Here is a 25,923-nt window from a genome sequence, read left to right on the forward strand (position 1 = left end):
GCGCGATGACGCGAGGAGTTCTTCTTGGCCTGCGACCTGTGGCTCGTGCCGCTCGTGGATGTGCTGTGCCACACGCCGGACAACCCCTTCGCCGAGGAACTCGCCACCTACAACAGCGCGTTGGCCGCCGCCGGGCTCCCCCCGGTCCCCGTGTACCAGTACATGCCGGGCCTCAACGGCGAGGTCGCCCCCGTGGCCGGATTCGACTACGACGCGCTGCACTTCCTGCGCCGCGCGCACCTCCTCCAGCTCTGCGGCCTCCCCGTCACCCCTGTGGGGGAACTGGGCGGCGATTACGAGCAGTTGCTCGAAATGTTTGAGTCAACCGCCCAGCAGTCCCACCTGGTCTGGCACTACGACCACGCGGGCGCCTACGTCCCCCTGGACTTCCACCAGCCCCTCACCAACGACGAACTCCTCGCCGGTGGCGGCCCCTTGGGCTCCTCGCACGCCCTGCTGCGCGAGCTGGAGCAGGTCGCCCCGGCGATCGGCATCGATCCGGCCAACCCGCCCGCCGCCCCGGTGCCCCCGTCGGCCCCCACCGAGCTGGAGGAGGCCGCCGTCCCCGCGCCCTACGACCCGAGCCCCTTCGCCCGCGAACGGCACGTCTGGCTCGGCCTGCACGCCGCCGCCACCCGTTCCCTCGCCCAGGGCTCGATGATCGTCTTCAGTTGAGCCCCTCCTCGGACGGCCCCTGCTGCCCGTCGAGCAGCGCCGCCCGCAGCAGCAGCGTGTGCACGAACCGGTCCGGCGCGGTCGGCGGGAACCGCCAGCCCAGCGGCCAGGTCTGCCCGTCCAGCGCCGGTACGGGGATGTAGCTCACCCGGTACGGGCCGCTGGTCAGCCGGGTGACCTCGGCGGGCCACGCGTGGTGTGCGGTACTCCCCGGCGCGACCAGGAAGTACACACACCTCCGCCCGCTCCCCGACTCCACCACCGGCCCCGGATCACCCCCGGTCATCCGGGCCATCCGGTCGGCGATCTCCCGCCCCCGGTCCCCGTCCAGCCGCACCGCGTCGAACTGCACCCCGGCCTTGCGGAGTTGGATTCCCATGGCGGGAATCCACTGGATGCCCGCGTGACTTTGCGTATTCATGCAATCAGTTTCGGCAGGCGACGCTACGGTTTCCATGACTCTCCGTCGACCTCACGGAACAGTTGGCGTTCGCGGAGACACGTTGAAGTCCGGTTGAGTTCGGTTGAGTCCGGGGGTGACCGCAATGGCGCGGGCGGAGAACAAGGCGCAAGCGGGGGGTACGGCACGTCTCGTTGCCTCCTTGGCCCGAGCACTGCGAGAGCATCAGGGGTTCACGCAACCCGAGGTGGGGAGGATGACGGGCTACACCGCATCCGCGATCAGCGCGATGGAAACGTGTGCGCAGCCCGCCAGCGACAAGATGCTGCTGGCCTTGGAGCGGGAGATCGGGCTCGGACTGGGCATTTTTGAGGAGTCCCGGACGTTCATCCGTCTGGACAAGTACCCGCCGCAGTTCAAGAACTTCGCTCTGATGGAGGCGGAGGCGGTGACACTATCGTCGTACCAGACCTATGTGATCGACGGCTTGTTTCAGACAGCGGACTACGCGCGTGCGCTGATCGGTGGCGGGTTCCCCAAGCTCCCGGACGCGAAGTTGGACGAGCTGGTTGAGGCTCGTGTCGCTCGACGGGCCCTCTTCGACCGCGATCCAGGAGCCATGATCGAGTTGATCCTCGATGAGACTGCGCTGAGGCGGCCGTTCGGCAGCTGGGAGATCCAACGAGAGCAGTTGCGGTCACTCGCCGAGGACGCCGAGAGGGACAACGTCAGCATCCAAGTAGTCTCGTTGGAGCGGGGGTTGAAGGGGAGCCACGCCGGAGCCCACGGCAACATGGTGCTCGTGGAGACGAAGGAGCATCACCACGTGGTCTACCTGGAGATCGAGGACCAGAGCCTCCTGGTGAGCGAGCCGCCAATTGTTGCCCAGCTTGCCCACCGGTATGCGAAGATCCGGACACAGGCTCTGAGCCCGGAGGACTCCCTGAGCCTTATTCATAAGTTGGCGGGAGACGAACGCACATGACCAGCACGCGGCGATGGTTCAAGTCGAGCTACAGCGACGCCGGGGGCGGACAGTGCGTCGAAACCGCCTACACCTGGCACAAGTCCTCGTACAGCGACAGCCAAGGCGGCCAGTGCGTCGAAGTCGCCTCCTGCCCCGACACCATCCACGTCCGTGACTCCAAGCAGAGCGACGGCCCCCTCCTCGCCGTAACCCCCTCCGCCTGGACCACTTTCCTCACGGACGCGCGACGAGGCTGATCTCCGGCGGCCACAGCACACCCGACCCCATCAACAGGGACGGGCCGAGGTGGAGCGGGCAGACCGGCAACGACGACCGGTCGTGCCGCCGGACCTCGAACACCGCGGGGTCCCCGCACTCGGACACCTCGCCGTAGGGCCCCCCGCACATCTCCCGTTCGCTGCTCATACAAGTGATTGCACCGCGCCGGACGGCGGAACGCCCGTCGGGCGTGGGCGGCGGACGGCCAGCGGAGTGACAGTGCGCCGAGCCGCACCGGGCGGACACTGAGCGTAGCCCTACCGTGCGGCTATGAACACACTGCGTTACCACGGTGCTGCGGTGGGCGGGCGCGGCCCCGCAGCCCGGACACGACCGGCGAGGATCACGGCGCTGGGCGTCGCGGCCCTGGCCGTAGCCCTGCTCACGCTGGCGGCGGCCGGGGCGTCGGCCGCCGCCCAGCGCGCGGGCACGCTGCTGACGGTGAGGTTCACCAACAACAGCGACCGCGACCTGACCCTGGGGCCCAACAGCTACAACGGATGCCCCGCGGCGCTGCCGGAGCGCATCAACGCGGGCGCCACCGCCACCTGGACGCTCGACGCCTGCGGCGACCCCCGCGGCAACGTGGGCACCGTCAGTTTCAACATCTACCGGGAGCCCAGCCGGACCCAGATCAGCTGGGACGCGCCCGTCGTCGGTGACAGCAGCTACACGCAGACGGCCCCGGCCGGGTATGTGATCAGCCGCAGCGGCGGCCAGGGGTTCAACCCGACCGTCGACTTCACCTTCGACTGCAACTCCACGACCTGCGACGGCATCCCCGACAGCTGGAAGCGGAACGGCATCTACATCAACCCGGCCGACGGCAGCGCCCACACCGCGCCCGCGCCGGGTCTGCAGTTCGTCAACCTGCCCGCGATGGGGGCGACCGTCAACAAGCCGGACGTCTTCGTCCAGCTCGACTGGATGGCGAACGACGACCACAGCCACGCGCTCGCCCCCGCGGCCATCAAGCAGGTGGTCGACGCCTTCGCGAACTCGCCCTACTCACGGCACTCGCCGACCACCGGCATCAACCTGCATGTGGACGCCGGGCCTAACAGCGTCATGAACTTCACGACCAACGCGACGTGGGGCACCCTGAGCAAGGCCCGGCGGCTCACCGAGCAGACCAACCTGGGCACCGCGGTCAACGGCCTGTACCAGTGGAACGCCTTCAACACGATCAAGAACGACGTCGGCGGCTTCACCAGCACCGGCCGGGCGCCGATCTTCCACTACGCCATCTCGGCCCACAACCTCCAGGCCGGTACCCCCTCCAGCGGCATCGCCCCCACCCCGGGCAGTGACCTCATCGTCAGCCTGGGCAGCTTCGCCAACCAGGTGGGCACGGTCGCCGAGCAGGCCGGTACGTTCCTGCACGAGCTGGGCCACAACCTCAACCTGGAGCACGGCGGCGACCAGAACGTCAACAACAAGCCGCAGTACTTCAGCGTGATGAACTACCTGTACCAGTTCGGTCTGACGTCCGGGACCAGCACCGGGAACACGGACCTCTCCCGCCAGAACACCTCGCTGAACGAGAACAGCCTGAACGAGCAGTCGTACCCCGCCAGCGGCGCGAACTACGACGTCCGGCACTGGTGCCCGGGCAGCAACGGCGGCTCCTTCGTCAACGTGGCCGCCTCGGACGGCCAGGTCGACTGGAACTGCAACGGCATGATCGAGGAGACGCCGGTCGCCTTCGACGTCAACAACGACGGCCAGCGCACGCTGCTCACCGGCTTCGACGACTGGGCCAACCTGCTGCTGCGCGTCGGCTCCGTCGGCCGCACCACCGCCTCGGGCGATGTGCCGCCGCCGACCCGGGAGGACGAGCTGACGCCGAGCGACGCCGCGCTGAACCTGCCGCTGGACACCACGCCGCCGGTCACCAAGGCCCATGTCTTCCCGCGCCACTCGGACGTGTGCGTCACCCTGACCGCCACGGACCGCGTGTCCGGCGTGGCCCGGACCGAGTACAACCTCGACGGCACCGGGTGGAAGAAGTACAGGTCGGAGATCACGGTGCACGGCAAGGGCAAGCACGTGCTGAAGTTCCGTTCGGTGGACTACGCCCAGAACCACGAGAAGACGAAGTCGGTCACCATCGACATCAAGCGCTGAGCGAAGCGCGCGCAGGGAACGGGAACGGGGCCCGCACCGTGGTGCGGGCCCCGTCGTCATGCCGGGACGTCTAGAGGAACGAGTTGATCTCGATCGTCTCGTCGCGGCCCGGGCCGACACCGATCGCGGAGATCGGCGCGCCGGACATCTCCTCCAGCGCCTTCACGTAGTTCTGCGCGTTCTTCGGCAGGTCGGAGAAGGACTTCGCCTTGGTGATGTCCTCGGACCAGCCGGGCAGCGTCTCGTAGATCGGCTTCGCGTGGTGGAAGTCGCTCTGCGAGTAGGGGAGTTCCTCGACCCGCTTGCCGTCGATCTCGTAGGCGACACAGACCGGGATCTCGTCCCAGCCGGTGAGCACGTCGAGCTTGGTGAGGAAGAAGTCGGTGAGGCCGTTGACGCGGGTGGCGTAACGGGCGATCACCGCGTCGAACCAGCCGCAGCGGCGGTCGCGGCCGGTGGTGACACCGCGCTCGCCACCGATGCGGCGCAGCGCCTCGCCGTCCTCGTCGAACAGCTCGGTCGGGAACGGACCGGCGCCGACACGCGTGGTGTACGCCTTGAGGATGCCGATGACCCGGCTGATCTTCGTCGGGCCGACGCCCGCGCCGGTGCAGGCGCCTCCGGCGGTCGGGTTGGAGGAGGTGACGAAGGGGTACGTGCCGTGGTCGATGTCGAGCAGGGTGCCCTGACCGCCCTCGAACAGCACGACCTTGTCGTCCTCCAGCGCCTGGTTGAGGACCAGGACGGTGTCGGCGACGTAGGGGCGCAGCTTCTCCGCGTAGCCCAGCAGCTCCTCGACCACCTGGTCGGCGGCGATGGCGCGGCGGTTGTACAGCTTGGTGAGGACCTGGTTCTTGACGTCGAGCGCGGCCTCCACCTTCTGCTCGAGGATCGACTCGTCGTACAGGTCCTGGACCCGGATGCCGACGCGGTTGATCTTGTCGGCGTAGGTCGGGCCGATGCCGCGGCCGGTGGTGCCGATCTTCCGCTTGCCGAGGAAGCGCTCCGCCACCTTGTCCATGCTGACGTGGTACGGCGTGATGATGTGCGCGTTACCGCTGAGCAGGAGCTTCGACGTGTCGACGCCGCGCTCCTCCAGGCCGCTCAGCTCGGAGAGCAGGACGGAGGGGTCGACGACGACACCATTGCCGATGACCGGCGTACAGGTGGGCGAGAGGATTCCGGAGGGGAGGAGGTGGAGCGCGTACTTCTGGTCGCCCACGACGACCGTGTGGCCGGCGTTGTTGCCGCCCTGGTAGCGCACTACATAGTCCACGGAGCCACCGAGCAGGTCGGTCGCCTTCCCCTTGCCTTCGTCACCCCACTGAGCACCGAGCAGCACAAGTGCGGGCACGCGCGTACACCCCTTCCGGGCGGGGCATGTCCATGGTCGGGGTGTGGGCGTATGGTTCACCGCCACGTGACACCGCGACCTTCTTTGGCCGCACGACCGTCGGACCGGATGCCCCGGAATAGACGAAGCCCCTGGCGCAATAGCGCAAGGGGCTCTTGCACAAAGATGCTACCCGAGGAAGCGAGGCAGGACCGAGGTGGCGACTTCCGCGACGTCCGATCAGCTCCTTGTGATCATCGATCCGATGGCCCGGCACACGGACGGGGAGTCCGTGCGGATAGCGAAAGACGTGCTCAGCGCGGGTGCGACGGCGAAGGTGTGTCTCCCGGACGGCCCCGAGGAATTCGCCCGCGCGCTCGGCCGACGGGGGTCGCGGCGGCCGGTGGTCGTCGGGGACGATCGAGCACTTGTTCGAGCGGTGGGGTGGCTGCACCGGAACCGTGAGCTGGCCGGATGCGCGCTGTCCGTGGTGCCGGTCGGCTCGGCCGGACTGGCCCGCTCCCTCGGTGTGCCGGGCGGCCCGGTCGCCTCCGCGCGGGCGGTGCTGGACGGGGTCTCCCGTCAGCTGGACCTCCTGGTCGACGACAGCGACGGGGTCGTGCTCGGCTCGCTGGGCATACCGCCCGCCGCCGTCCCCGCCGAGCCGGTCGGCGTCGGCGCCCGCCCCTGGCTGCGCACCCTGGTCCGCACCCTCGCCACCAAGCCCGCCCGGCTCCGGGTGGAGATCGACGGCGTCACGGTCATCGACCTCGACCGCCCGGTGGAGTCCGTCTCGGTCACCCCGGGCACGCGGGGCGTCGCGGAGGTGGAGATCCGCCCCGTCTCCCTCGGCGCCGAGTCCTCCCCCCTCCGCTCCTGCGGCCGCACCGTCACCGTGACCGGCGAGGACTTCCACTACCGAGCCGACGCGGCCACCTCCGGGCCGGTGCGGAGGCGTACCTGGCGGGTGGCTGAGGGGGCTTGGGGGTTGGTGGTTCCGGCTTAGGGGGTGCGCTGCTCGCGGTGGGCGCGCCAGCGTTCCATGATTCCGGCGAGGTCCTTCTCGATGAACTCGAAGAACTCGAGGGTGTCGGTGAGGCGGCGGCCTGCGGGGGTTTCGGGGCCGAGGCTGGTGATGCCCTCGCGGAGGGCTTCCTCCCAGCGCTTGATGATGGCTTCGCGGCTGGTGAGAGCCTCATACCACTGGTCGCTGTGCACGCGGTAGCGCTCGCGGCGGGAGCCGGGTTCGCGCTCGCGGGAGACCAGGTGGACCTGGGAGAGGTAGCGCACCGCGCCGGAGACGGCCGCCGGGCTGATTTGGAGCAGTTCGCCCAGCTCCGCCGAGGTGAGCGTGCCCGTGTCGGAGGCGAGCAGCGCCGCGAAGACCCGCGCGGGCATGCGGGGCATCCCCGCCTCCACCAGCTGCGCCGCGAACCGCTCCACGAACCGCGACACCGACTCCGGATCGCGCCCGTCCCCACTCTCCACGCTCGGCTCCGTCATGCCCTCACCCTAACTCTGATTCATACGCTTCCTTAACTTCACAAATTTCTGAAGCAAGCGTACGTTCAGAATCATGACGAAGGCCATCACGGTCTCGGGGCTCCACAAGTCCTTCGGCCGTACCCACGCCCTTGCCGGTCTCGACCTCGATGTCGAGACCGGCGAGGTGCACGGCTTCCTCGGCCCCAACGGCGCCGGGAAGTCCACCACCATCCGCGTCCTGCTCGGCCTGCTGCGCGCCGACTCGGGCGCCGCGCAGATCCTCGGCCACGACCCGTGGACCGACGCGGTCGAGATCCACCGCCGCATCGCGTACGTCCCCGGCGACGTCACGCTGTGGCGGGGCCTGTCCGGCGGCGAGGTCATCGACCTCTACGGCCGCCTGCGCGGCGGGCTGGACGAGCGGCGCCGCGCCGAACTGACCGCCCGCTTCGAGCTGGACCCCACGAAGAAGGGCCACACCTACTCCAAGGGCAACCGGCAGAAGGTCGCCCTGGTCGCCGCCTTCGCCTCCGACGTGGACCTGCTGATCCTGGACGAACCGACCTCCGGGCTGGACCCGTTGATGGAGGAGGTGTTCCAGCGGTGCGTCCTGGAGGAGCGGGACCGGGGCCGTACCGTCCTGCTCTCCTCGCACATCCTCAGCGAGGTGGAGTCGCTGTGCGACCGGGTCAGCATCGTGCGGCAGGGGCGGACGGTGGAGAGCGGCTCGCTCGCCGAGCTGCGGCATCTGACGCGGACGAGTGTGAGCGCGGAGGTCTCCTCGGCGGTGGCGTGGGAGGGGCTGGCCGGGGTGCATGACCTGGAGGTGCGGGGGTCCCGGGTGCGGCTCCAGGTGGAGACCGCTGAACTCGATGGCCTGCTGCGGGTGTTGAGCACCGCCGGGGTGCGGTCGCTGACGTGCACTCCACCGACGCTGGAGGAGCTGTTCCTGCGGCACTACGAGGCCGAGGAGGTGGCCGTCTGATGGGCGCGCTGGTCGGCACCGGGGTGCTATTCCGCTTCGCACTGCGCCGGGACCGGGTGCTGATCCCGGTGTGGATCGGGGTGAACGCCCTGATGGTGCTGTCGATGCCGGGCACCCTCAGGGGGCTGTACGCCACGGACGCCGAACGCGCCGCCCTGCGTGCGCAGATGGCCGGTAACGCCTCCCTCCGGGCCCTGACAGGGCCCGTACTGGACGATTCCCTGGGGGGCCTGACCGCCTGGCGGGTCGGGGTGTACGCGGGGCTGCTGGCCGCCGTGATGAGCCTGCTGATCGTCATCCGGCACACCCGGGACGAGGAGGAGAGCGGACGCCTGGAGGTCGTCGCGTCGGGCGCGGTGGGTCGGCGGGCCCCGCTGACCTCGGCGCTGCTGGCGTCGTCGGCCGCGAACGGGGTGCTGGCGGCGGTTCTGTTCGCGGGCCTCGCCTCGCTGGGTCTGTCGGGCGCGCTCGCCCTGGGGCTGGCCGTCGGCCTGGTCGGCCTGGTCTTCGCCTCGGCGGCGGCGGTCGCGGCCCAGCTCACCCAGAGCGCGCGGCTGGCCCGCGGTCTGACGTCCGGTCTGCTGGGAGCGGCCTTCGTGCTCCGCGCCGCGGGCGACTCGTCCTCTTCCTGGCTGACCTGGGCCTCACCGCTGGGGTGGCTGGAGAAGGTGCGGGCCTTCGCGGGGGAACGGTGGTGGGTACTGGGGCTGCTGGTGCTCGCGTGCGTGGGCCAGGGTGCGCTGGCGTACGTCCTGGCCGGACGCCGGGACCTCGGCATGAGCTTCCTCCCCACCCGGCCGGGTCCCGCCCGAGGGCGCCTGGGCAGCGCGGGTGCCCTCGCCTGGCGGCTCCAGCGGGGGGCGTTGTCCGGCTGGAGCGTCGGCTTCCTCCTGGCGGGGGTGGTGTACGGCAGCCTGACCGAGGGCGCGGCGGACCTGGTCGCGGGCAACTCGGGTGCGCGGGCGATGCTGGAGCGGATGGGGGGCCGCGCGGGGGTCACGGACACCTTCCTCTCCGCGATGATCGGCATGCTGGGGCTGGTGGCCGCGCTGTACGTGGTGGGGTCGGTGCTCCGCCTCTCCTCCGAGGAGTCCTCCGGCCGCGCCGAACCCTTGCTGGCCTGCGCGGTGAGCCGCCTCCGCTGGGCGGGGGGCCACCTGCTGATCGCCTTCGGCGGGGTGTTTCTCCTGATGCTGCTCGCCGGGCTCGGCTTCTGGGCGGGGTACGGGGCCCGCCCCGGCGCGGTGGTGGGGGCCTGCCTCCTCCAGGTACCGGCCGCGTGGACGCTGGGCGCGGTGACGGTGCTCCTGTACGGGTTCTTCCCTAGGGCGGCCGTGGCGGGGTGGGCCGTGGCGGGGGCGGTGCTGCTCATCGGCTGGATCGGCCCGGCGCTGGACGCCCCCGCGTGGCTGCTGGACCTCTCCCCCTACAGCCACCTGCCCAAGCTGCCTGGGGCGGAGATGGAGTGGGGGCCGGTCGGGGTGCTGCTGGGGGTGGCTGTGCTGCTCACCGGGGCTGGGCTGGCGGGTGTCCGCCGACGGGATCTGGTGGGCTGACCCGGCTTCGTTCGGTTTCTGCCATACCGGGGGCTTGATCAAGCCACCCCCTGCCGTGGTCCACCGGCACCTGCTACCAGTGAGGGGCCGGTGGAACCAAGGGGGAAACATGAACATGAAGCCGAGTCGTACCGGGCCCGGACGCGGGCTGCTGGTGGCCGGGACGGTCATGGCGGGGCTCGCGCTCAGCGGCTGTGCCGTCCAGAACAAGACAGCGACCTCGGAGTACGGGATCGACGCCGAGGTGAGCGCGCTGAGCGTCACGACCAAGGGCGGGAACATCGAGGTCGTACCCGGTGACGGGACCGGCGCCCACGTCACGGAGAAGATCCGGTACGCCGACGACAAGCCCCGCACCGAGCACTCCGTGCGCGACGGCCGCCTCACCCTGACGGCCCCGAGCTGCCACGACTGCGGCATCGACTACACCGTCTCCGTACCGCGCGGCACGACCCTGACCCTGGACACCGAGGGCGGGAACATCACCGTGCGGCAGATCGACGGGGCGATGGCGGCGCGCACGGGCGGCGGAAACGTACGCGTGACCGACACGGCCCCCAAGTCCCTCTCCGCCCGCACGGACGGCGGAAACATCGAGGCGACCCTGACCAAACCCCCGACCACCCTGACCGCGCAGACAGGCGGCGGCAACGTCACGGTCACCCTCCCCCGCACCCCCTACGCCGTCGACGCCTCCACCAGCGGCGGCCGCAGCGACATCTCCGTCCCCACCGACCCGTCCTCCCCCCACCACGTGACCATCCGCACGGGCGGCGGAAACATCGACGTCAACCAGACGCCCTCCTCGTAAGAGTGAAGTTCCCGGCGGCGGCCCCGGCCCGGCAAATGCCTTTGCGGTGCCGCCGTCCACCCGCCGAGACTGGACGGATGCTGATCCGACGCGAAGAGCCCGCCGACGAGCCCGCGGTGCGCGCGGTCACCACCGCCGCGTTCGCGAACCCGGAAACGCCGGACCCCGTGGAGGCAGCTCTCCTCGACCAGTTGCGGACCTGTGGGGCCTGGCTCCCGGCGCTGTCGCTGGTCGCGACCGATGACCAGGGCGAGATCGTCGGGCACGTCGTCTGCACACGCGGCCACGTCGACACCCACCCGGCCCTCGCCCTCGGCCCCCTCAGCGTGCACCCGGCCCACCAACACCGGGGCGTGGGCCAGGCCCTCGTCCACGCCGTACTGGGCGCGGCGGACGCGACCGGCGAACCGTTCGTCGCCCTGCTCGGCGCCCCCGCGTACTACCGCCGCTTCGGCTTCCACCCCAGCACGCACTTCGGCATCACCCCACCCGACCCCGACTGGGGCCCCTACTTCCAGCTCCGCCCCCTGACGGCGTACGCCCGGACCGTACGGGGCACCTTTGCCTACCCCGAACCCTTCAACAACCTCTGAACCGGGGCCAGGGAAACCGGGGACTTCTCCCTCGGACCGGGCCTCAGGCGACCGTCACTTTCAGTTCCTCCAGGCCGCGCATCACGAAGCCCGGTTTTCGGGGTGGGGGTGTTGTCAGGGTCAGGGTGGGGGGCAGGGTGAGGAGGGAGGTCATGGAGGCGGTCAGTTCCAGGCGGGCCAGGGCGGCGCCGATGCAGTAGTGGGTGCCCGCGCTGAAGGAGATGTGGGGGTTGTTCCGGCGGGTGAGGTCCAGGCGCGTCGGGTCGGCGAAGACCGTCTCGTCGTGGTTGGCCGAGCCGAAGAGGAGGGCGAGTTCCGCGCCGCGCGGGGTCGTCGTGCCCGCGAGTTCGATGTCGTCCAGGACCCAGCGTTCGAAGAGCTGGAGCGGGGTGTCGTAGCGGAGCAACTCCTCGACCGCCGTGGGGATGAGGGTGTGGTCCGCGCGGAGGGCGGCGAGTTGGTCGGGGTGCTCGAACAGGGCCAGCCAGCCGTTCGTCGTGGCGTTGACCGTCGCCTCGTGGCCCGCGTTCAGCAGGAGGACCGCCGTGGAGATCATCTCCTGCTCGGTGAGGCGGTCGCCCTCGTCGTGGGCCGCGATCAGGGCCGAGATCAGGTCGTCCCGGGGGGCCGCGCGGCGCGCCGCGATCAGACCCCGTAGGTACTCCGAGAACTCCACCGACGCCCGTACCGCCCGCGCCGCGACCTCCGGGGGCGGGTTCAGCTCGTACATTCCGCAGATGTCCGCCGACCAGGGCCGCAGCGGGCCCCGGTCCGCCTCGGGGATGCCCAGCAGTTCCGCGATCACCGCGACCGGGAGGGGTTCCGCCACGTCCGCGAGGAGGTCGCCGCCGCCCGCCGCGACCAGGTCGGCCACGAGGGAGTCCGCCAGCCCGTGCACGTACCCCCGCAGCCGCTCCACCGTGCGCGGGGTGAACGCCTTCGAGACCAGGCGCCGGATACGGGTGTGGTCCGGCGGCTCCAGGTCGAGCATGCCGTGATCGTTGAGCGTGTGGAACGGCTCGTGCTCGGGAGGCGGAGCCGTACGGCCGAACTCCTCGTGCGTGAAACGGTGTTGGTACGTCCGCCCCAGCCGCCGGTCACGCAGGAGCGCCGCCACGTCGGCGTGGTGCGGCACCAGCCACTGGTCCGTCGGCTCGTACCGGACCACCCGGCCGCGCGCCCGCAGCTCGGCGTACGCCGGGTAGGGGTCGGCGAGGAACTCCGGTGACCAGGGGTCGAAGGTGGTGCCCATGGGGGGACGCTAGTCCGTGCGGGCACCAGCGGGGTAGATGACATGTGTCATCCCCAGGACGTGCCCCCGGGCACTGCCCGCCCGACCCCCCGACTTCCTACACTCGACCCATGTTCAAATCCCGCAAACCCGGACAGGACGACGCCTGGGAAGGCACCGTCACCGACAAGTCACGCGGCATGCTCGACGGCTCGAACATGTACCACTTCGTCGAACTCCGCCTCAGCGACGGCGAGTCCACGAAGGTGCGCATCGGCCGACAGCTCTGGAAGTCCCTGGCCGTCGGCGACCACCTCATCAAGCGGCCCGGCGACGACCCGGTCAAGGCACAACCCTAGAAGGCCAGTTGGGTGATCTCCTCCGCCACCACCGCCGCCGCGTCCGCCGCCGGGTCGATCAGCGGGAAGTGGCCGACGTCCTCCAGCAGCGTGACCCCCACGACCTCGCCCGATCTCGCCGCCGCGTCGGCATACGACTCCGCCACCTCGTAGGGGACATCCCGGTCGGCGCGCCCCTGGACCAGGGTGGTGGCGATGCCGGTGGGGAGGAGCAGCGCGGGGTCCGCGTAGGGGGCACGCTCCGCGAACGAGTGCTGGCCGCCGAGGAGTTGGACCGCCGCCCCGTCGCAGACCTCCAGCTTCGCCGCCATGCCCAGATCCGCGATCGGCGCCAGCGCGACGACCCCGCGCAGCGGCGCCGGACGGTCGGTGCGCCAGGGCGAGTCGGCGGGCAGCACATGCCGGGCCGCCGCCCACAGCGCGAGGTGTCCGCCCGCCGAGTGCCCGGTAAGGACGACGCGCCGGGCGTCCGCGCTCGGCAGCGCCTCACGGGCCAGCTCCGGCAGCGCGTCCAGCGCGGCGGCGACGTCGTCGAAGGTCTCCGGCCAGCGGCCCGCCGGGGGTACGGACGCGGGCTCGTCGCCCGTGTTCTGCGCCGGGATGTCGGGCCCGCCACGCCGGTACTCCACGTTGGCCACGGCGAACCCGCGCCGCGCCAGGAAGTCCGCGAACGGCGTGATGTGCCGCCGGTCGTACCGCGCCCGCCACGCCCCGCCGTGCAGCAGCACGACCAGCGGCGCGGACGCCGCGTCCGTGCGCGGGGCGTAGAAGTCGATCACCTGGTCGGGGTGGTCCCCGTAGGGGGCGCTCGCGTCGGGGTCGATGGGCGGATGAGAGAACGCCGACTCCTCCTCGGCGGCGGCACGGGCTGCGCTAGCGTCCTCCGGCATGCTCCAACCTTCCAGCTGCGTAAGGGTTTTGGCGGACCAGGCCAGGGTGGGGATTCGGCCGTTGGCCGGGACGGTATCAGGCCCGTGACGTGCGCGGACACGGGGATGTCACCCAGGGTGAGGCAAAAGGGGGCTGTGCGGAGTTCGTCCCTCCGCACAGCCCCCCGGCGCACCGTTCCCGCGCCTACGCCAGCACTTCTCCGAGCACCCGCGCCGCCCGCTCCGCGTCCGCGAACCCGACGTACAGCGGGGTGAAGCCGAAGCGGAGCACGTCCGGGTGGCGGAAGTCGCCCACCACACCCCGGTCGATCAGCCGCTTCATCACGTCACCGGCGTCCGCGCAGCGCAGCGCGACCTGGCTGCCCCGCTCCTCGTGCCGCAGCGGCGTCACGCACTCCACCCGGCCGGGCTCGGTGTACGCGGCCACGCAGTCCAGGAAGAAGTCCGTCAGCGTCAGCGACTTCGCCCGCACCGCCTCCACCGAGACCCCGTCCCACACCTCCAGCGCGGCTTCGAGCGCCAGCATGGAGAGGATGTCCGGCGTACCGACCCGCCCGCGCCGCGCGCCCGGCACCGGGGTGTACTCGGGGTTCATCCCGAAGGGTTCGGCGTGCGAGTTCCAGCCCGGCAGGGGGGAGTCGAAACGGTCCTGGAGATCGCTGCGGACATACAGGTACGCGGGCGAACCGGGGCCGCCGTTCAGGTACTTGTAGGTGCAGCCGACCGCCAGGTCCACCCCGTGCGCGTCCAGCCCGACCGGCAGCGCGCCCGCGCTGTGGCACAGGTCCCAGACGACCAGCGCACCGGCGTCGTGCACGGCCGCCGTCAGCGCGGGCAGGTCGTGCAGACGGCCGGTGCGGTAGTCGACGTGGTTCAGCAGGACGGCGGCGGTGCGCGGGCCGAGGGCGGCCGGGATCTCGGCGGGGGTGAGCGGGCGGAGGGTGCAAACTGTCATCCTCGCCACCGAGTTGGCGATGTACCCGTCCGTGGGGAACGTCGTCGCGTCGACCAGGATCTCATCCCGGCCCTCCCCCGCCATGCGGACGGCTGCCACAAGTGCCTTGTACACATTGACACTTGTGGAGTCCCCGACCACGACCTGCCCCGGCCCGGCGCCGATCAGCGGCGCGATCCGGTCCCCGATCCGCTCCGGCGCGGTCCACCAGCCCGACTCGTCCCAGGAACGGATGCGCAACTCGCCCCACTGGCGCGCCAGTACGTCCCGCATCCGGTCGGGGACGTGCGCGGGGAGCGCGCCGAGCGAGTTGCCGTCCAGGTACACGCCGTCGTCGAGCACGAAGCGGTCGCGGAGCCCGGCGAGCACGTCGGCCGCGTCCAACTCCTTCGCGCGCAGCGCCAGTTCCGTACGGTCAGACATGGGACCTCGCCGTCCACAGCTCGGGGAACACGTTCTTACGGGCCCGCTTCTCCAGCCAGGCCACTCCGGCGGAGCCGCCGGTGCCCGCCTTGGCGCCCATCGCGCGCCGGGTCGCCACCAGGTGGTCGTTGCGCCATCGCCACACCAGCTCGGCCACGTCCGTCAGGGCTTCCCCGAGGCGGGCGAGGTCGGTGTCGGGGTCACCGGAGTACACGGCCGTCCAGGCGGCCTCGACCGCGTCGGCGGGCTCGTACCGCTGGGACAGGTCCCGGTTCAGCACCTCGGCCGGGATCGCGTGGCCGCGCCGGGCGAGCAGGCGTACCGCCTCGTCGTAGAGGCTCGGCTCGCACAGCGCCTTCTCCAGCTCGGCGTACGTGCGCGGGGTGCCCCGGTGCGGGACGAGCATCGACGCGGACTTCTCGCCGAGCAGGAACTCCATCCGGCGGTACATCGCCGACTGGAACCCCGAGCCCTCCCCGAGGGCGGAGCGGTACGAGTTGAACTGGGCCGGGGTCAGCTGGGCCAGCGGGCGCCAGGAGGCGTTCAGCGCGTCCAGCTCGCGTACGGAACGCTTCAGCGCGGCGACCGCGGTGGGCACGTCGTCCGAGCGGAGCGCCTTCGCGGCGGTCTCCCACTCGTGCGTGATCACCGTGAACCACAGCTCCATCACCTGGGTCGTGACCAGGAAGACCATCTCTCCGGGGTCGTCGGAGAGGGTGTGCTGGAGGTGGGTGAGCACGTCGGCCCGGACGTAGTCCTCGTACGGCGTCGTACCGGCGAAGTCGAGATGCGGGGTCTCGGGCTCAGCGGCCTCTTCGGCGGCCTGGGAAGGGGGGTGAGCCTGGTGGGACATCGCTGTCTCCTGCGGTGTACTCCGGGTAGCGGTCCGCCCCTGCCGATGCCGGCACGGGGGCCCCGGTCCCCACCCGGAATCCTCCGCAATCCCATGGGATACGGCAAGGCGGGAACGGTGTGGGGCCGATCTCGGCCCACCGGTCCGGGCGCATCCCCTAATGGCAGACTTCAGGCATGACTACGCACAAGAACCTGCTCGGCGGCCCGGACCCGACGCACCTGCCCGAGAATGAAGAGGCGTACCGCCTGCTGGGCGAGGACTCCCAGGCCCCGGCCGAGGTCGTGGCGAAGTACCCCACGTTCTCCCTGGCCTGGGCGATGCTCGCCGACGACGCCTTCGAGGGCGGCCGCGTGGTCGAGTCGTACGCCTACGCCCGCACCGGCTACCACCGCGGCCTCGACGCCCTGCGCCGCGCCGGCTGGAAGGGCCACGGCCCCATCCCCTGGAGCCATGAGGCCAACCGCGGCTTCCTCCGCTGCCTCGCCGCCCTCGCCCGCGCGGCCGACGCGATCAACGAGAAGGAGGAGGCCGACCGCTGCTGGCAGTTCCTGCAGGACAGCAGCGAGGAGGCTTACGCGGAGCTCAAGCGCTAGGAGCCGGTCGGCCAAGCGAACCCTGCTCCAGCGGTGGAGTCGTCAGGCTGCAGTGGGTCCGGCATTCCGGGTGGGAGCAGTCCGGGGTGGGGCGGTGGTGGATCTGGGTGAAGGCGAGGATCGAGCCCAGGACGAGGACCGCCGCGCAGATCGGCATCGCCTTGTCGAAGGAGCTGTTGAAGGCGGCGGGGGCGCGGTACGCGTCCGGGCCCATGCCGGTCAGCAAGGGGAGCGCGGCCACCGCCACCAGGCCCGCCGCCCGCGCCGCCGCGTTGTTGATGCCGCTCGCCAGGCCCGCGCGGGCGGTGTCGACCGAGGCCAGGACCGTCGCCGTCAGGGGGGCCACCAGGGTGACCATGCCGGTGCCCATGACGAGCAACGCGGGCAGGACGTCCGTCAGGTAGTTCGCGTCCGGGCCCACCCGCAGCATCAGCAGCATCGCCGCCGCGCAGAGCAGCGGGCCGATCGTCAGGGGGAGGCGGGGGCCCGTGCGGTCCGCGAGGGCGCCCGAGCGGGAGGAGAACAGGAGCATCAGGATCGTGGGCGGGAGCAGGGCCGTACCCGCCGCCAGCGGGGAGTAGCCCGCCACCACCTGGAGCTGCAGCGCGGTGAGGAAGAAGAAGCCGCCGAACGCCGCGTACACGCACAGCGTGACCAGGTTGACCGCGGTGAACTGCCGCGAGGCGAAGATGTCCGGCGGGAGCATCGGGTTCGGCCGGTGGCGCTCGACGTACACGAAGGCCACCGCCGCCGCCACGCCCGCCACCGCCGTCACCCACACCGCGACGGACGCGGAGCGCGCCTCGATCAGCGCGTACGTCAGCAGCGCCAGCGCCACCGCACCCAGCACCGCCCCGAGCACGTCGAACCGCCCGCGCGCGGGCCCCGCGTCCGACTCCGGTACGTGCCGCAGCGCCACCGGTACGCAGATCAGGGCGAGCGGCACGTTCAGCAGGAACACCCAGCGCCAGCCCGGCCCCTCCACCAGCCAGCCGCCCAGGAACGGGCCGATGGCGGCGCCCACCCCGCCGAACCCCGACCACAGCCCCACCGCGCGGCTGCGGTCGTCGGGGTGGAAGGACGCCTGGATCAGCGCGAGGGACCCCGGCGTGAGCAGCGCCCCGCCCACGCCCTGGAGCGCGCGGGCGATGATCAGCACGTTCGGGTCGGGCGCCAGCCCGCACATCAGCGAGGCCGCCGCGAACCACACCACGCCGATCACGAAGACCTTGCGCCGCCCGTACCGGTCCCCCAGCGAACCGCCCAGCAGGATCAGCCCGGCCAGCGTCACCATGTACGCGTTGACCGTCCACTGGAGCGCGGCGAGGCTCGCGTCGAGGTCGCGGCCGATGCGGGGCAGCGCGACATTGACGACGGTCGAGTCCAGCAGGGCCATGCTGGAGCCGAGCACGGTGGTCAGCAGAATCCAGCGGCCCTTGGGGGACGCCAGCCGGACATCGGGCATGCCCCCAGGTATACCCCGGATAGCCAAAGGGGGCCCGGCCCTGTGGAAAACAGGATGCCGAGCCCCCTGAGGGAGACCACGGAGGGTCACTTCATCTTGTTGCCCGCCGACCGCAGGTTGTTCGCGGCGACGACGACACGCGCCGCCATGCCCGCCTCGGCCAGCTTGCCCCAGGTGCGCGGGTCGTACTGCTTCTTGTCACCGACCTCGCCGTCGACCTTCAGCACACCGTCGTAGTGACGGAACATGTGGTCGGCGACCGGACGGGTGAAGGCGTACTGGGTGTCCGTGTCGATGTTCATCTTCACGACGCCGTTCTCCAGCGCGGTGCGGATCTCCTCCTCGGAGGAACCGGAACCGCCGTGGAAGACGAAGTCGAACGGCGACTGCTTGCCGAACTTCGCGGCCACGCCGTCGTTCAGCTCCTTCAGCAGCTCCGGACGGAGCACCACGTTGCCCGGCTTGTACACGCCGTGCACGTTGCCGAAGGACGCGGCCAGCAGGTAGCGGCCCTTCTCGCCCAGGCCGAGCGCCTCGACGGTACGGATCGCGTCGTCGACCGTGGTGTAGAGGGAGTCGTTGATCTCGTGCGTGACGCCGTCCTCCTCACCACCGGTCGGGGTGATCTCGACCTCGAGGACGATGTTCGCGCGGCGGGCCTGCTCCAGCAGCTCCTGGGCGATCTCCAGGTTGTCCGCGAGGGTCTCGGCGGAGCCGTCCCACATGTGCGACTGGAACAGCGGGTTGCGGCCGGCCTTCACGCGCTCCTCGGACAGCGAGAGCAGCGGACGTACGTAGCCGTCCAGCTTGTCCTTGGGGCAGTGGTCGGTGTGCAGCGCGATGTTGACCGGGTACTTCTCGGCGAGGATGTGCGCGTACTCGGCGAGCGCGACCGCGCCGGTCACCATGTCCTTGCTGTACTGGCCGCCGAGGAACTCCGCGCCGCCGGTCGAGATCTGGACGATGCCGTCGCTCTCCGCCTCGGCGAAGCCGCGCAGCGCCGCGTTCAGGGTCTGGCTCGACGTGACGTTGATGGCCGGGTAGGCGAACTTGCCTGCCTTCGCCCGGTCGAGCATCTCGTTGTAGACCTCGGGAGTTGCGATGGGCATCTGTCCGCTCCTCGTGTTGCGGGTTGGCGTTCTGCGTTATGCGGCCCTGACCTGGACCCTGGGGGCGACGTCAGCGTCGGCCCCATCTTTCCAGACCGGCCCTGCCGGACGGCCTGGCGGCCGGGGAGAAGTCCAGCCCCCGGCGGGCCGTCAGTCCAGCCCCAGTTCATCCTTCGAGAAGGCGAACCGGTACGGAACGCCCGCCCCGGCCTCGATCTTCTCCGCCGCGCCGGTCGCCCGGTCCACGATCGTGGCGACGCCGACGACCTCCGCGCCCGCCTCCCGCACCGCCTCGACCGCCGTCAGCGGCGAGCCGCCGGTGGTGGAGGTGTCCTCGACGACCAGCACCCGGCGGCCCTTGATGTCCGGGCCCTCGACCCGGCGCTGCAGGCCGTGCGCCTTGGCGGCCTTGCGGACCACGAACGCGTCGAGCTTCTGCCCGCGCGCGGCGGCCGCGTGCAGCATGGCGGCGGCCACCGGGTCGGCGCCCATGGTGAGACCGCCGACCGCGTCGAAGTCCAGGTCGGCGGTGAGGTCCAGCAGCACCTGGCCGACCAGCGGGGCGGCCTCGCCGTCCAGGGTGATGCGGCGCAGGTCGACGTAGTAGTCGGCCTCCAGACCCGAGGAGAGGGTCACCTTGCCGTGCACCACGGCCTTGTCCTTGATCTGCTGGAGCAGTTCGCCACGCACGTCCGTCGTCATACCGCCCAGCTTAGAGGCGGCGCCAGGTCCAGGTCGTGGACGCCTCCAGCGGCTCCAGCGGGGTGACCAGGCGTTGCGCGGTGTTGAGCCCGTTGGGCGGGCCGGTCTGCGGCTCCACGCACACGGCGGCGTCCTGCTCGTCGTAGACCACGGCCCACTGCTCGCGGCTGGCCACCTTCAGCTCCAGCTGTCCGGGCCAGGTCAGGGTGACGTCGACGCCGTCGGGCATGCCGAAGCAGTCGTCCCAGGGGCCGGGCTTCGGCTCGATACGGTTGCCGGTGGGCAGGTGGTCCTCGCCGCGCTCCTCCTGCCACGCCGGGTGGAAGTCGATCCGCACGTCCTCGCCGCCCAGGTTCCGGTTGAACCAGGGGTGCCAGCCGATCTGCGCCGGGAACGAATCCTCGTACGTCTCCACGGACATGGTCAGCGTCAGGCTGTCCTCCCCGAGGCTGACGACCTGCGTGATCTTGCCGGAGTGCGGCCAGGGGGCGGTCAGTTCGAACGTCAGCACCGCCTCGTCGGCCGACGTGCGCGCGGTGCGCCAGGCGCCGTCGCGTGCGGTGCCGTGGATGGCGTGCGGCGGGGAGTTCAGCGGCATCTGCCGTACGACTCCGCCGTCCAGGAACTGCCCGTCCCTGATCCGCCCGCACCAGGGGACCATCGGGAAACACCCGAACCGCTCCCCCTGCCGCAGCAGCTCGGTCCCCCCGACCAGCAGCCCGCCGATCCGTCCCCCGTTACCGGGCAGGACCCGTACCTCCGCGTCACCCGCGGCCAACGTGATCTCTCCGTTACTCACCCGACCGACCCTACTGGTCCCTCCGGGGGTGGGGCAGCGTGGTGCCCGGCGGATGCCGTGGAGCAGTCAGTGGCGTTTGCGCAGGGCCCTTGCCACCACGATCGCGGAGGCCACGGCGACGGCGGCCGCCGGGGCGGCCCAGCGGAGGACCGGGTTGGCGGTGATGGTCTGGGGGGCGGGGACGGGGGCGTAGCGGCCGCGCGGCGGGGCGTGGTCGACCTCCTCCGCGCTGCGGCCGATCATCGTCCGGCGGGCGTGGGCGGCCTCGGCGGGGGGCTCGGCGCGGACCTCCAGGCCGTCGGGGACGGTGTCGGGGATGGCGGCTTGCGTCTCCTGGGTCTCCTGCGTCTCGGCGTCGAGGGTGGGCTCGGGGGTGTCGTCGTCCTCAGGGGACTCCCCCGACTCCTCCCGCTGGTCCGCCGCCTCCGCGAGGGTCTCCAGGGTGCGGGACAGCAGGCGGTTGGCGGCTGTCGTCACCGCTTCCTCGGGGAGTTCCGCGAGGCGGCCGTCCGCCTTGGCGGTGCCGCCGACCGTGACCGTCGTGCCGCCCTCGGTGGGGGCGAGGCTCAGGGTGAGGGCGAGGGTGACCGTGCCGGTGCCGCGGGACTCGGTGCCGTCACCGCGCACCGCGTACGTACCGTCGGCCCGCGCGCTCACCGCGAGCGTGCCCCGGTAGGTGACGGAGTGCCCGCCGACCCGCAGCTTCAGCCGCCCTGCGACGGGTTCCGCCCCGGCGTCCTGCTGAAGTCCCGGCACCGCGCGGGCCACCCTCACGGCATCCGCGAGGGCCTCCCTGAGCCGGTCGGCCGGAACCGGAACGAAGACCTGGAACTCCATGTTGGCCGAGCCTACCCAGAAGGGACCGGAATGCACCTGCCCTCGGTCCATACGGGCCTCCCCAGGGATTCAGTACCGGGGATGCGCCAGGGTCGACGGGGGCAGGCCGGGGACGCGGGTGACCCGGGCCGCCGCGACGTCCGTTCTCAGGTCCGACCCGGTCAGGGTGCGGGGCCGGGGCCCGTAGGGGTCGAGCCGGGGAAGGGGGGCCCTCGGGCCGGGTGCCGCCAGCAGGAACCCCCAGTCGTGGGGACGGCCGGAGGTGCCCGCCGAGCGGTCGGGGCCGGTGGCGAACCCCGAGTCGTGGCCCAGGACCCGGTAGGGGGTCGCCGAGAATCCCGCCGCGCGCAGTGTCTCCGCGACCGTCCAGAAGACGCGGGGGCGCGCGGTCACCGGCCCGGCGTGCACGGCGAGGCGTCCGCCGGGGGCGAGGACGCGGCGGGTGAGGCCGTAGAACTCCTGGGAGTACAGCTTGGTGCTCGCCGTGATGCCGGGGTCGGGCAGGTCGGCGAGGACCACGTCGTACCGCCCGGCCGGGGCGCGCCGCAGCCAGCTCAGCGCGTCCGCCGTGGTGAGGTGCACGCGCGGGTCGTCGTACGCGTGCGCGTTGAGGGCGGAGAGGCCGGGGTCGCGGCGGGCGAGCCGGACGAGACCGGCGTCCAGTTCGACCACGTCCACCCGCGCGACCCCCTTGTCCCGCAGCACCTCCCGCGCGGCCAGCCCGTCGCCGCCGCCGAGGATCAGCACCCGCCGGTGCGGGCCGGACAGCGCGGGGTGGACCAGCGCCTCGTGGTAACGCCGCTCGTCGCGGCCGCCGACGCGCAGCCGCCCGTCCAGGAAGAGATCGAGCGGCTTGCCGTCCGTACCCCCGGCGAGGACCACCTCCTGTACGTCCGTCTGCGCGGCCACCCGCACGTCCGGCCCGTACACCGCGCGCCGGGCGGCCGCCTCGAAGTCACCGGCGAGCGCGGCGGCCGAGGCGAGCACGCCGAGCACCGCGAGCCCGGCGACGAGGAGCGTCCAGCGGGCGCGGCGGGTCAGGTCGCGGCGGAACAGCCCGAGGACCAGCGCGCTGCCCGCGACCACGTTCACCGACCCGGTGAGCAGCGCGCCGGTCAACTGCCCCAGGAACGGCAGGAGTACGAAGGGAAACGCCAACCCCCCTACCAGCGCGCCCACATAGTCGGCGGCGAACAGGTCGGCCACCGCGCCGCCCGCGTCCTGGCGCCGGATGCGCTGGATCAGCTCCATCAGCAACGGGACCTCGGCGCCCACCAACAACCCGATGGCCAGGGAGAATCCGACCAGGAGACAGCGCGGTCCGTCCGCCCAAATCCCGCCCCAGCCGCCGGTCCACGCGAACACCGCGTACAGCGCCATCGCACTGCACCCGCCGACCAGCGCGAGCGCGGTCTCGATCGCGCCGAACCCCACCGCGGCGTGCCAGCGCAGCCGTTTCGCGCCGAGCGAGCCGATGCCCATGGCGAACACCATCACCGACAGCACCACGGACGCCTGGGTGACCGAGTCGCCGATCAAGTACGAGGCGAAGGCGACGAGTTCGAGTTCGTACACCAGCCCGCAGGCCGCGCAGACGAAGACGCACGCGAGCACCAGGAACCGCCCGGTACCGGGCTCGACGGGCAGCCGCGCGGGCTCGGCCCAGGGCGGGGCGCCCGAGGACACGGGAGCGTGCGAATCGATCACGCTGCGACGTTACGTCACCGCAGCGGGACGCTTCGTCACCCACACGTGTGGAAACTCCCCGTCAACCTGGCCCTGTTGGTTTACCAGGCACCCTGCCCGGCCGGGACTCTCACCCCGACGCGGGTGCGGGTCGCCACCAACTGCCCGTCCTGCGGGTACGCGTGCCAGGTACGCCAGCGCACCTGGCCCTCGTGCCGCTGGGCGAGCATCGCGGTGAAGGCGTGCGGGCTGCCCGGGAACACCCCGGCCAGTCCGTGCGGATGGTCGGAGACCAGGGCGAGCAACTCCTGGGCGCGGCCCGCGAAGGAGCCCGGCGTGAGCATCTCCACGCGCGCCGCGAACTCGTACTCCCAGTCGCCGACGCGCTTGGCGACGCCGAGGGGGAGCGGGGTGGAGGAGCCGGGGATGCACGCGACCGTCTCCGAACAACTGCCCCGGTCCTCCTCCAGAAGGACCTGGTGGGAGGCGCCGAGCAGCCTCAACTGCATCTTCGCCCCGCTCAGTTCGAGATCGAGGGTGGCCAGGGCCGGGAGCGGTTCGCGGCCGAGGGCCCAGGCGAGGTCGGCGGCGCGGGTGTCGGTGTAGGACGTTTTCAGGGTCGTGAGCATGGATCGGCTCCGCTAACACACGAGGAGAGGGGTGGTCCGGCGCACCTCGGTGACACCGGGCGATTCGGCCAGGTCGGCCCGGCTGGAGAAGCGGTGTCCATCGGACGTCCGAGGGCTTGGGGTGGTGTTTTAGAGGGAATCACGAACACTGGCCGTGCCACAGCGTTTTTACCCAAGTTCGGAGGGTTTCCATCCCTCAGAGGGCTCCACAGCTCAACTGTTCAACTACGGCGTACGCCCAGCGCGGAGCGAGGGGCTCCGCCGGTTCGCGTGCCCGGGGCGCCGCCCCCCCCTGGGCGTTTCCGCCACGCGGGGGCGGTCGTGGGCGGCTGGATATCGCCGCTACGGCCGCCCGCGCGCCTCGGTGCACATCGGTGTGCGTGTGCCTGGACGGCTCAGCTGCCGCCCCCGCAGCCTCCGCCACCTCCGCAGGAGGAGCCGCCCCCGCAGGAGGACCCGCCGCCGCAGGACGAGTGGCCGCCGCCGCAGGAGGAGTGCCCGGAGTGGCCGCCGCCGCTGTCGCCGCCGTGGTGACCCCCGTGGTGCCCGCCGTGGTGCCCTCCGCCGGAGGAGGACCCGGCCTCCCCGCCCCAGACCCACCAGCTGGACCCGCCGTCGTACGCCCCCGTCCCCGTCCCCGAACCCGAGGACCCGGATGACGACGACCCCGACGACCGCGTCCCGCCGCCCCGCGACGAGCGCGCCGTCCCGCCGGAAACCCCCCACCTACGCCGCCGCCGCGACCGCGCCGCGGCCACGACGACCAGGATCACCACGATGAGGATGATGCCGAAGACCATGGCGTCCCCCCTCCTTCCGTTCCCCCGAAGCGGCCCCCCGTGGGCGCCCCGTCCGTCACCGCGCACCGCGCGGTGACCGGGAGATGCCCGCCCACGAAGAACACCAAAGCCGAGTTGAGGAACTCCAGAGCTTGGGCGCAGGATGGCCGCCATGACCTCCAGCGCACGTCCGTACCTCAACCGCAGGCTCGCCGAGTTCGGGACGACCATCTTCGCCGAGATGTCCGCCCTGGCCACGGCCACCGGCGCGATCAACCTGGGCCAGGGCTTCCCCGACACGGACGGCCCCGAGGAGATCAGGGAGGCGGCCGTACGGGCGCTGCGCGACGGCCGCGGCAACCAGTACCCGCCGGGCCCGGGCGTGCCGGAGCTGCGGCACGCCATCGCCGCGCACCAGCGGCGCCGGTACGACCTGGCGTACGACCCCGACACCGAGGTCCTGGTCACGGCGGGCGCCACGGAGGCCATCGCCGCGACCCTGCTCGCGCTGGTGGAGCCGGGGGACGAGGTGGTGGCGCTGGAGCCGTACTACGACTCGTACGCCGCGAGCATCGCCATGGCGGGCGGGCGGCGCGTGCCGGTGACGCTGCGCCCGGCGGAGGGCCGCTTCCGGCTGGACCTGGACGAGCTGCGCGCGGCCGTCACCGACCGGACCCGGCTGCTGCTGATCAACACCCCGCACAACCCGACCGGCACGGTCCTGACCCGCGAGGAGCTGGCCGCGATCGCCGAGCTGGCGGTCGAGCGGGACCTGCTGGTGGTGACGGACGAGGTGTACGAGCACCTGGTCTTCGACGACGCCGAACACCTCCCGCTCGCGAGCTTCCCCGGCATGCGCGAGCGCACGGTGACGATCGGCTCGGCGGGCAAGACGTTCTCCTTCACCGGCTGGAAGGTCGGCTGGGTGACGGCTGCTCCCGCCCTGGTCAGCGCGGTCCGCTCGGCGAAGCAGTACCTCACCTACGTCTCCGCGGGCCCCTTCCAGTACGCCGTCGCGGAGGCCCTGGCGCTGCCCGACTCCTACTTCGACGGCTTCCGCCGCGACATGCTCGCCCGCCGCGACATCCTCGCGTCCGGGCTGGCCGGGGCGGGCTTCGGCGTCTTCCGCCCCGCGGGCACCTACTTCATCACCACCGACATCCGCCCCCTCGGCGAGAAGGACGGCTTCGCCTTCTGCCGCGCCCTCCCCGAACGCGCGGGCGTCGTCGCCATCCCGAACGCCGTCTTCTACGACGACCGGGAGGCGGGCGCCCCGTTCGTACGGTTCGCGTTCTGCAAGAAGCCGGAGCTGCTCCAGGAGGCCACCGACCGCCTGCGCCGCCTCGCCTGATACGACGGACACGACTGAGGGCCGGGGCGCGCGAAACGCGTACCCCGG

27 protein-coding genes are annotated in these 25,923 nt (G+C 71.6%); 12 read left to right on the forward strand and 15 right to left on the reverse strand.

What is annotated here, in order from left to right; translation table 11 throughout:
• The first annotated feature begins 24 nt into the window (after positions 1-24).
• On the forward strand, positions 25-675 hold the full coding sequence (locus ACI2LY_RS23720; protein WP_404708925.1) for a hypothetical protein: 651 nt from the start codon (positions 25-27) through the stop codon (positions 673-675).
• Here ACI2LY_RS23720 and ACI2LY_RS23725 read toward each other — a convergent pair.
• The gene (locus tag ACI2LY_RS23725) at positions 668-1,096 is read right to left on the reverse strand and encodes a hypothetical protein (RefSeq protein WP_404708926.1); all 429 of its coding nucleotides are present in this window, start codon (positions 1,094-1,096) and stop codon (positions 668-670) included. The two genes, ACI2LY_RS23720 and ACI2LY_RS23725, sit on opposite strands and share 8 nt — an antisense overlap.
• A 115-nt stretch (positions 1,097-1,211) precedes the next feature.
• On the opposite strand from ACI2LY_RS23725, the gene ACI2LY_RS23730 reads away from it, so the two are divergent.
• Together ACI2LY_RS23730 and ACI2LY_RS23735 are read left to right on the forward strand one after the other, a co-directional pair.
• Positions 1,212-2,060, forward strand: coding sequence for a Scr1 family TA system antitoxin-like transcriptional regulator (locus ACI2LY_RS23730; RefSeq protein ID WP_404708927.1), 849 nt, complete (start codon positions 1,212-1,214; stop codon positions 2,058-2,060).
• Positions 2,057-2,299 (forward strand): DUF397 domain-containing protein, encoded by a 243-nt coding sequence (locus ACI2LY_RS23735; protein ID WP_404708928.1) that lies wholly within the window; start codon positions 2,057-2,059, stop codon positions 2,297-2,299. The genes ACI2LY_RS23730 and ACI2LY_RS23735 overlap by 4 nt, the downstream gene beginning before the upstream one ends.
• Here the strand turns inward: ACI2LY_RS23735 and ACI2LY_RS23740 are convergent.
• On the reverse strand, positions 2,277-2,468 hold the full coding sequence (locus ACI2LY_RS23740; RefSeq protein ID WP_404708929.1) for a hypothetical protein: 192 nt from the start codon (positions 2,466-2,468) through the stop codon (positions 2,277-2,279). The genes ACI2LY_RS23735 and ACI2LY_RS23740 overlap by 23 nt on opposite strands.
• Positions 2,469-2,591: 123 nt before the next feature.
• On the opposite strand from ACI2LY_RS23740, the gene ACI2LY_RS23745 reads away from it, so the two are divergent.
• Positions 2,592-4,448, forward strand: coding sequence for an OmpL47-type beta-barrel domain-containing protein (locus tag ACI2LY_RS23745; RefSeq protein WP_404708930.1), 1,857 nt, complete (start codon positions 2,592-2,594; stop codon positions 4,446-4,448).
• Positions 4,449-4,518: 70 nt separating this feature from the next.
• On the opposite strand, the gene ACI2LY_RS23750 is transcribed toward ACI2LY_RS23745, so the two are convergent.
• A complete protein-coding gene (locus ACI2LY_RS23750) occupies positions 4,519-5,802 on the reverse strand; it encodes an adenylosuccinate synthase (RefSeq protein ID WP_389004072.1) in 1,284 nt (427 codons plus the stop codon).
• A gap of 196 nt (positions 5,803-5,998) precedes the next feature.
• Between ACI2LY_RS23750 and ACI2LY_RS23755 the strand changes: the two genes are divergently transcribed.
• Positions 5,999-6,787, forward strand: coding sequence for a diacylglycerol kinase (locus ACI2LY_RS23755; RefSeq protein WP_404708931.1), 789 nt, complete (start codon positions 5,999-6,001; stop codon positions 6,785-6,787).
• On the opposite strand, the gene ACI2LY_RS23760 is transcribed toward ACI2LY_RS23755, so the two are convergent.
• The gene (locus ACI2LY_RS23760) at positions 6,784-7,284 is read right to left on the reverse strand and encodes a GbsR/MarR family transcriptional regulator (RefSeq protein ID WP_404708932.1); all 501 of its coding nucleotides are present in this window, start codon (positions 7,282-7,284) and stop codon (positions 6,784-6,786) included. The genes ACI2LY_RS23755 and ACI2LY_RS23760 overlap by 4 nt on opposite strands.
• Positions 7,285-7,357: 73 nt before the next feature.
• Here ACI2LY_RS23760 and ACI2LY_RS23765 point away from each other — a divergent pair, with 73 nt between their 5' ends.
• From ACI2LY_RS23765 to ACI2LY_RS23780, 4 genes are all read left to right on the forward strand, one after another.
• Positions 7,358-8,251: an ATP-binding cassette domain-containing protein gene (locus tag ACI2LY_RS23765; protein ID WP_404708933.1), complete on the forward strand. Its 894-nt coding sequence runs from the start codon at positions 7,358-7,360 to the stop codon at positions 8,249-8,251.
• Complete coding sequence (locus ACI2LY_RS23770; RefSeq protein WP_404708934.1) at positions 8,251-9,807, forward strand: ABC transporter permease; 1,557 nt, start codon at positions 8,251-8,253, stop codon at positions 9,805-9,807. The genes ACI2LY_RS23765 and ACI2LY_RS23770 overlap by 1 nt, the downstream gene beginning before the upstream one ends.
• A 109-nt stretch (positions 9,808-9,916) precedes the next feature.
• A complete protein-coding gene (locus tag ACI2LY_RS23775; RefSeq protein WP_404708935.1) occupies positions 9,917-10,618 on the forward strand; it encodes a DUF4097 family beta strand repeat-containing protein in 702 nt (233 codons plus the stop codon).
• 77 nt (positions 10,619-10,695) lie between these two features.
• Positions 10,696-11,211 (forward strand): GNAT family N-acetyltransferase, encoded by a 516-nt coding sequence (locus tag ACI2LY_RS23780; protein WP_404708936.1) that lies wholly within the window; start codon positions 10,696-10,698, stop codon positions 11,209-11,211.
• Positions 11,212-11,254: 43 nt separating this feature from the next.
• Here the strand turns inward: ACI2LY_RS23780 and ACI2LY_RS23785 are convergent, their stop codons facing one another.
• On the reverse strand, positions 11,255-12,463 hold the full coding sequence (locus ACI2LY_RS23785; protein WP_404708937.1) for a cytochrome P450: 1,209 nt from the start codon (positions 12,461-12,463) through the stop codon (positions 11,255-11,257).
• 110 nt (positions 12,464-12,573) lie between these two features.
• Between ACI2LY_RS23785 and ACI2LY_RS23790 the strand changes: the two genes are divergently transcribed.
• Positions 12,574-12,801 (forward strand): hypothetical protein, encoded by a 228-nt coding sequence (locus ACI2LY_RS23790; RefSeq protein ID WP_404708938.1) that lies wholly within the window; start codon positions 12,574-12,576, stop codon positions 12,799-12,801.
• On the opposite strand, the gene ACI2LY_RS23795 is transcribed toward ACI2LY_RS23790, so the two are convergent.
• From ACI2LY_RS23795 to ACI2LY_RS23805, 3 genes are all read right to left on the reverse strand, one after another.
• The gene (locus ACI2LY_RS23795) at positions 12,798-13,691 is read right to left on the reverse strand and encodes an alpha/beta hydrolase (protein WP_404708939.1); all 894 of its coding nucleotides are present in this window, start codon (positions 13,689-13,691) and stop codon (positions 12,798-12,800) included. The genes ACI2LY_RS23790 and ACI2LY_RS23795 overlap by 4 nt on opposite strands.
• Positions 13,692-13,875: 184 nt before the next feature.
• Positions 13,876-15,069 carry a kynureninase gene (kynU, locus tag ACI2LY_RS23800; protein WP_404708940.1) on the reverse strand — a complete coding sequence of 398 codons (1,194 nt, stop codon included), beginning with the start codon at positions 15,067-15,069 and terminating at the stop codon, positions 13,876-13,878.
• Positions 15,062-15,922: a tryptophan 2,3-dioxygenase family protein gene (locus ACI2LY_RS23805; RefSeq protein WP_389004048.1), complete on the reverse strand. Its 861-nt coding sequence runs from the start codon at positions 15,920-15,922 to the stop codon at positions 15,062-15,064. Before ACI2LY_RS23805 ends, kynU begins: the two co-directional genes overlap by 8 nt.
• A gap of 176 nt (positions 15,923-16,098) precedes the next feature.
• On the opposite strand from ACI2LY_RS23805, the gene ACI2LY_RS23810 reads away from it, so the two are divergent.
• Positions 16,099-16,518, forward strand: coding sequence for a DUF3151 domain-containing protein (locus ACI2LY_RS23810; protein ID WP_404708941.1), 420 nt, complete (start codon positions 16,099-16,101; stop codon positions 16,516-16,518).
• Here the strand turns inward: ACI2LY_RS23810 and ACI2LY_RS23815 are convergent.
• From ACI2LY_RS23815 to ACI2LY_RS23845, 7 genes are all read right to left on the reverse strand, one after another.
• Positions 16,508-17,983 carry an MFS transporter gene (locus ACI2LY_RS23815; protein WP_404708942.1) on the reverse strand — a complete coding sequence of 492 codons (1,476 nt, stop codon included), beginning with the start codon at positions 17,981-17,983 and terminating at the stop codon, positions 16,508-16,510. The two genes, ACI2LY_RS23810 and ACI2LY_RS23815, sit on opposite strands and share 11 nt — an antisense overlap.
• Before the next feature lie 86 nt (positions 17,984-18,069).
• The gene (gene fbaA / locus ACI2LY_RS23820) at positions 18,070-19,092 is read right to left on the reverse strand and encodes a class II fructose-bisphosphate aldolase (RefSeq protein ID WP_389004043.1); all 1,023 of its coding nucleotides are present in this window, start codon (positions 19,090-19,092) and stop codon (positions 18,070-18,072) included.
• Positions 19,093-19,242: 150 nt separating this feature from the next.
• Positions 19,243-19,794 (reverse strand): orotate phosphoribosyltransferase, encoded by a 552-nt coding sequence (gene pyrE / locus ACI2LY_RS23825; RefSeq protein ID WP_393913138.1) that lies wholly within the window; start codon positions 19,792-19,794, stop codon positions 19,243-19,245.
• A gap of 10 nt (positions 19,795-19,804) precedes the next feature.
• Entirely contained in the window at positions 19,805-20,593 is a 789-nt protein-coding gene (locus ACI2LY_RS23830) for an aldose 1-epimerase (protein WP_404708943.1), read from the reverse strand.
• A 66-nt stretch (positions 20,594-20,659) separates the two neighbouring features.
• A complete protein-coding gene (locus ACI2LY_RS23835; protein WP_404708944.1) occupies positions 20,660-21,430 on the reverse strand; it encodes an SRPBCC domain-containing protein in 771 nt (256 codons plus the stop codon).
• Between the two features lie 69 nt (positions 21,431-21,499).
• A complete protein-coding gene (locus tag ACI2LY_RS23840) occupies positions 21,500-23,137 on the reverse strand; it encodes a polyamine aminopropyltransferase (protein WP_404708945.1) in 1,638 nt (545 codons plus the stop codon).
• Between the two features lie 80 nt (positions 23,138-23,217).
• Positions 23,218-23,745, reverse strand: a complete 528-nt coding sequence (locus tag ACI2LY_RS23845) for a DUF2617 family protein (RefSeq protein ID WP_389004035.1) — start codon at positions 23,743-23,745, stop codon at positions 23,218-23,220.
• A gap of 942 nt (positions 23,746-24,687) precedes the next feature.
• On the opposite strand from ACI2LY_RS23845, the gene ACI2LY_RS23850 reads away from it, so the two are divergent.
• Positions 24,688-25,875: a pyridoxal phosphate-dependent aminotransferase gene (locus tag ACI2LY_RS23850; protein ID WP_404708946.1), complete on the forward strand. Its 1,188-nt coding sequence runs from the start codon at positions 24,688-24,690 to the stop codon at positions 25,873-25,875.
• Positions 25,876-25,923: the final 48 nt, after the last annotated feature.

Source organism: Streptomyces sp. NPDC002176 (assembly GCF_044903645.1).
In the GTDB taxonomy this organism is placed as follows: Bacteria; Actinomycetota; Actinomycetes; order Streptomycetales; family Streptomycetaceae; genus Streptomyces.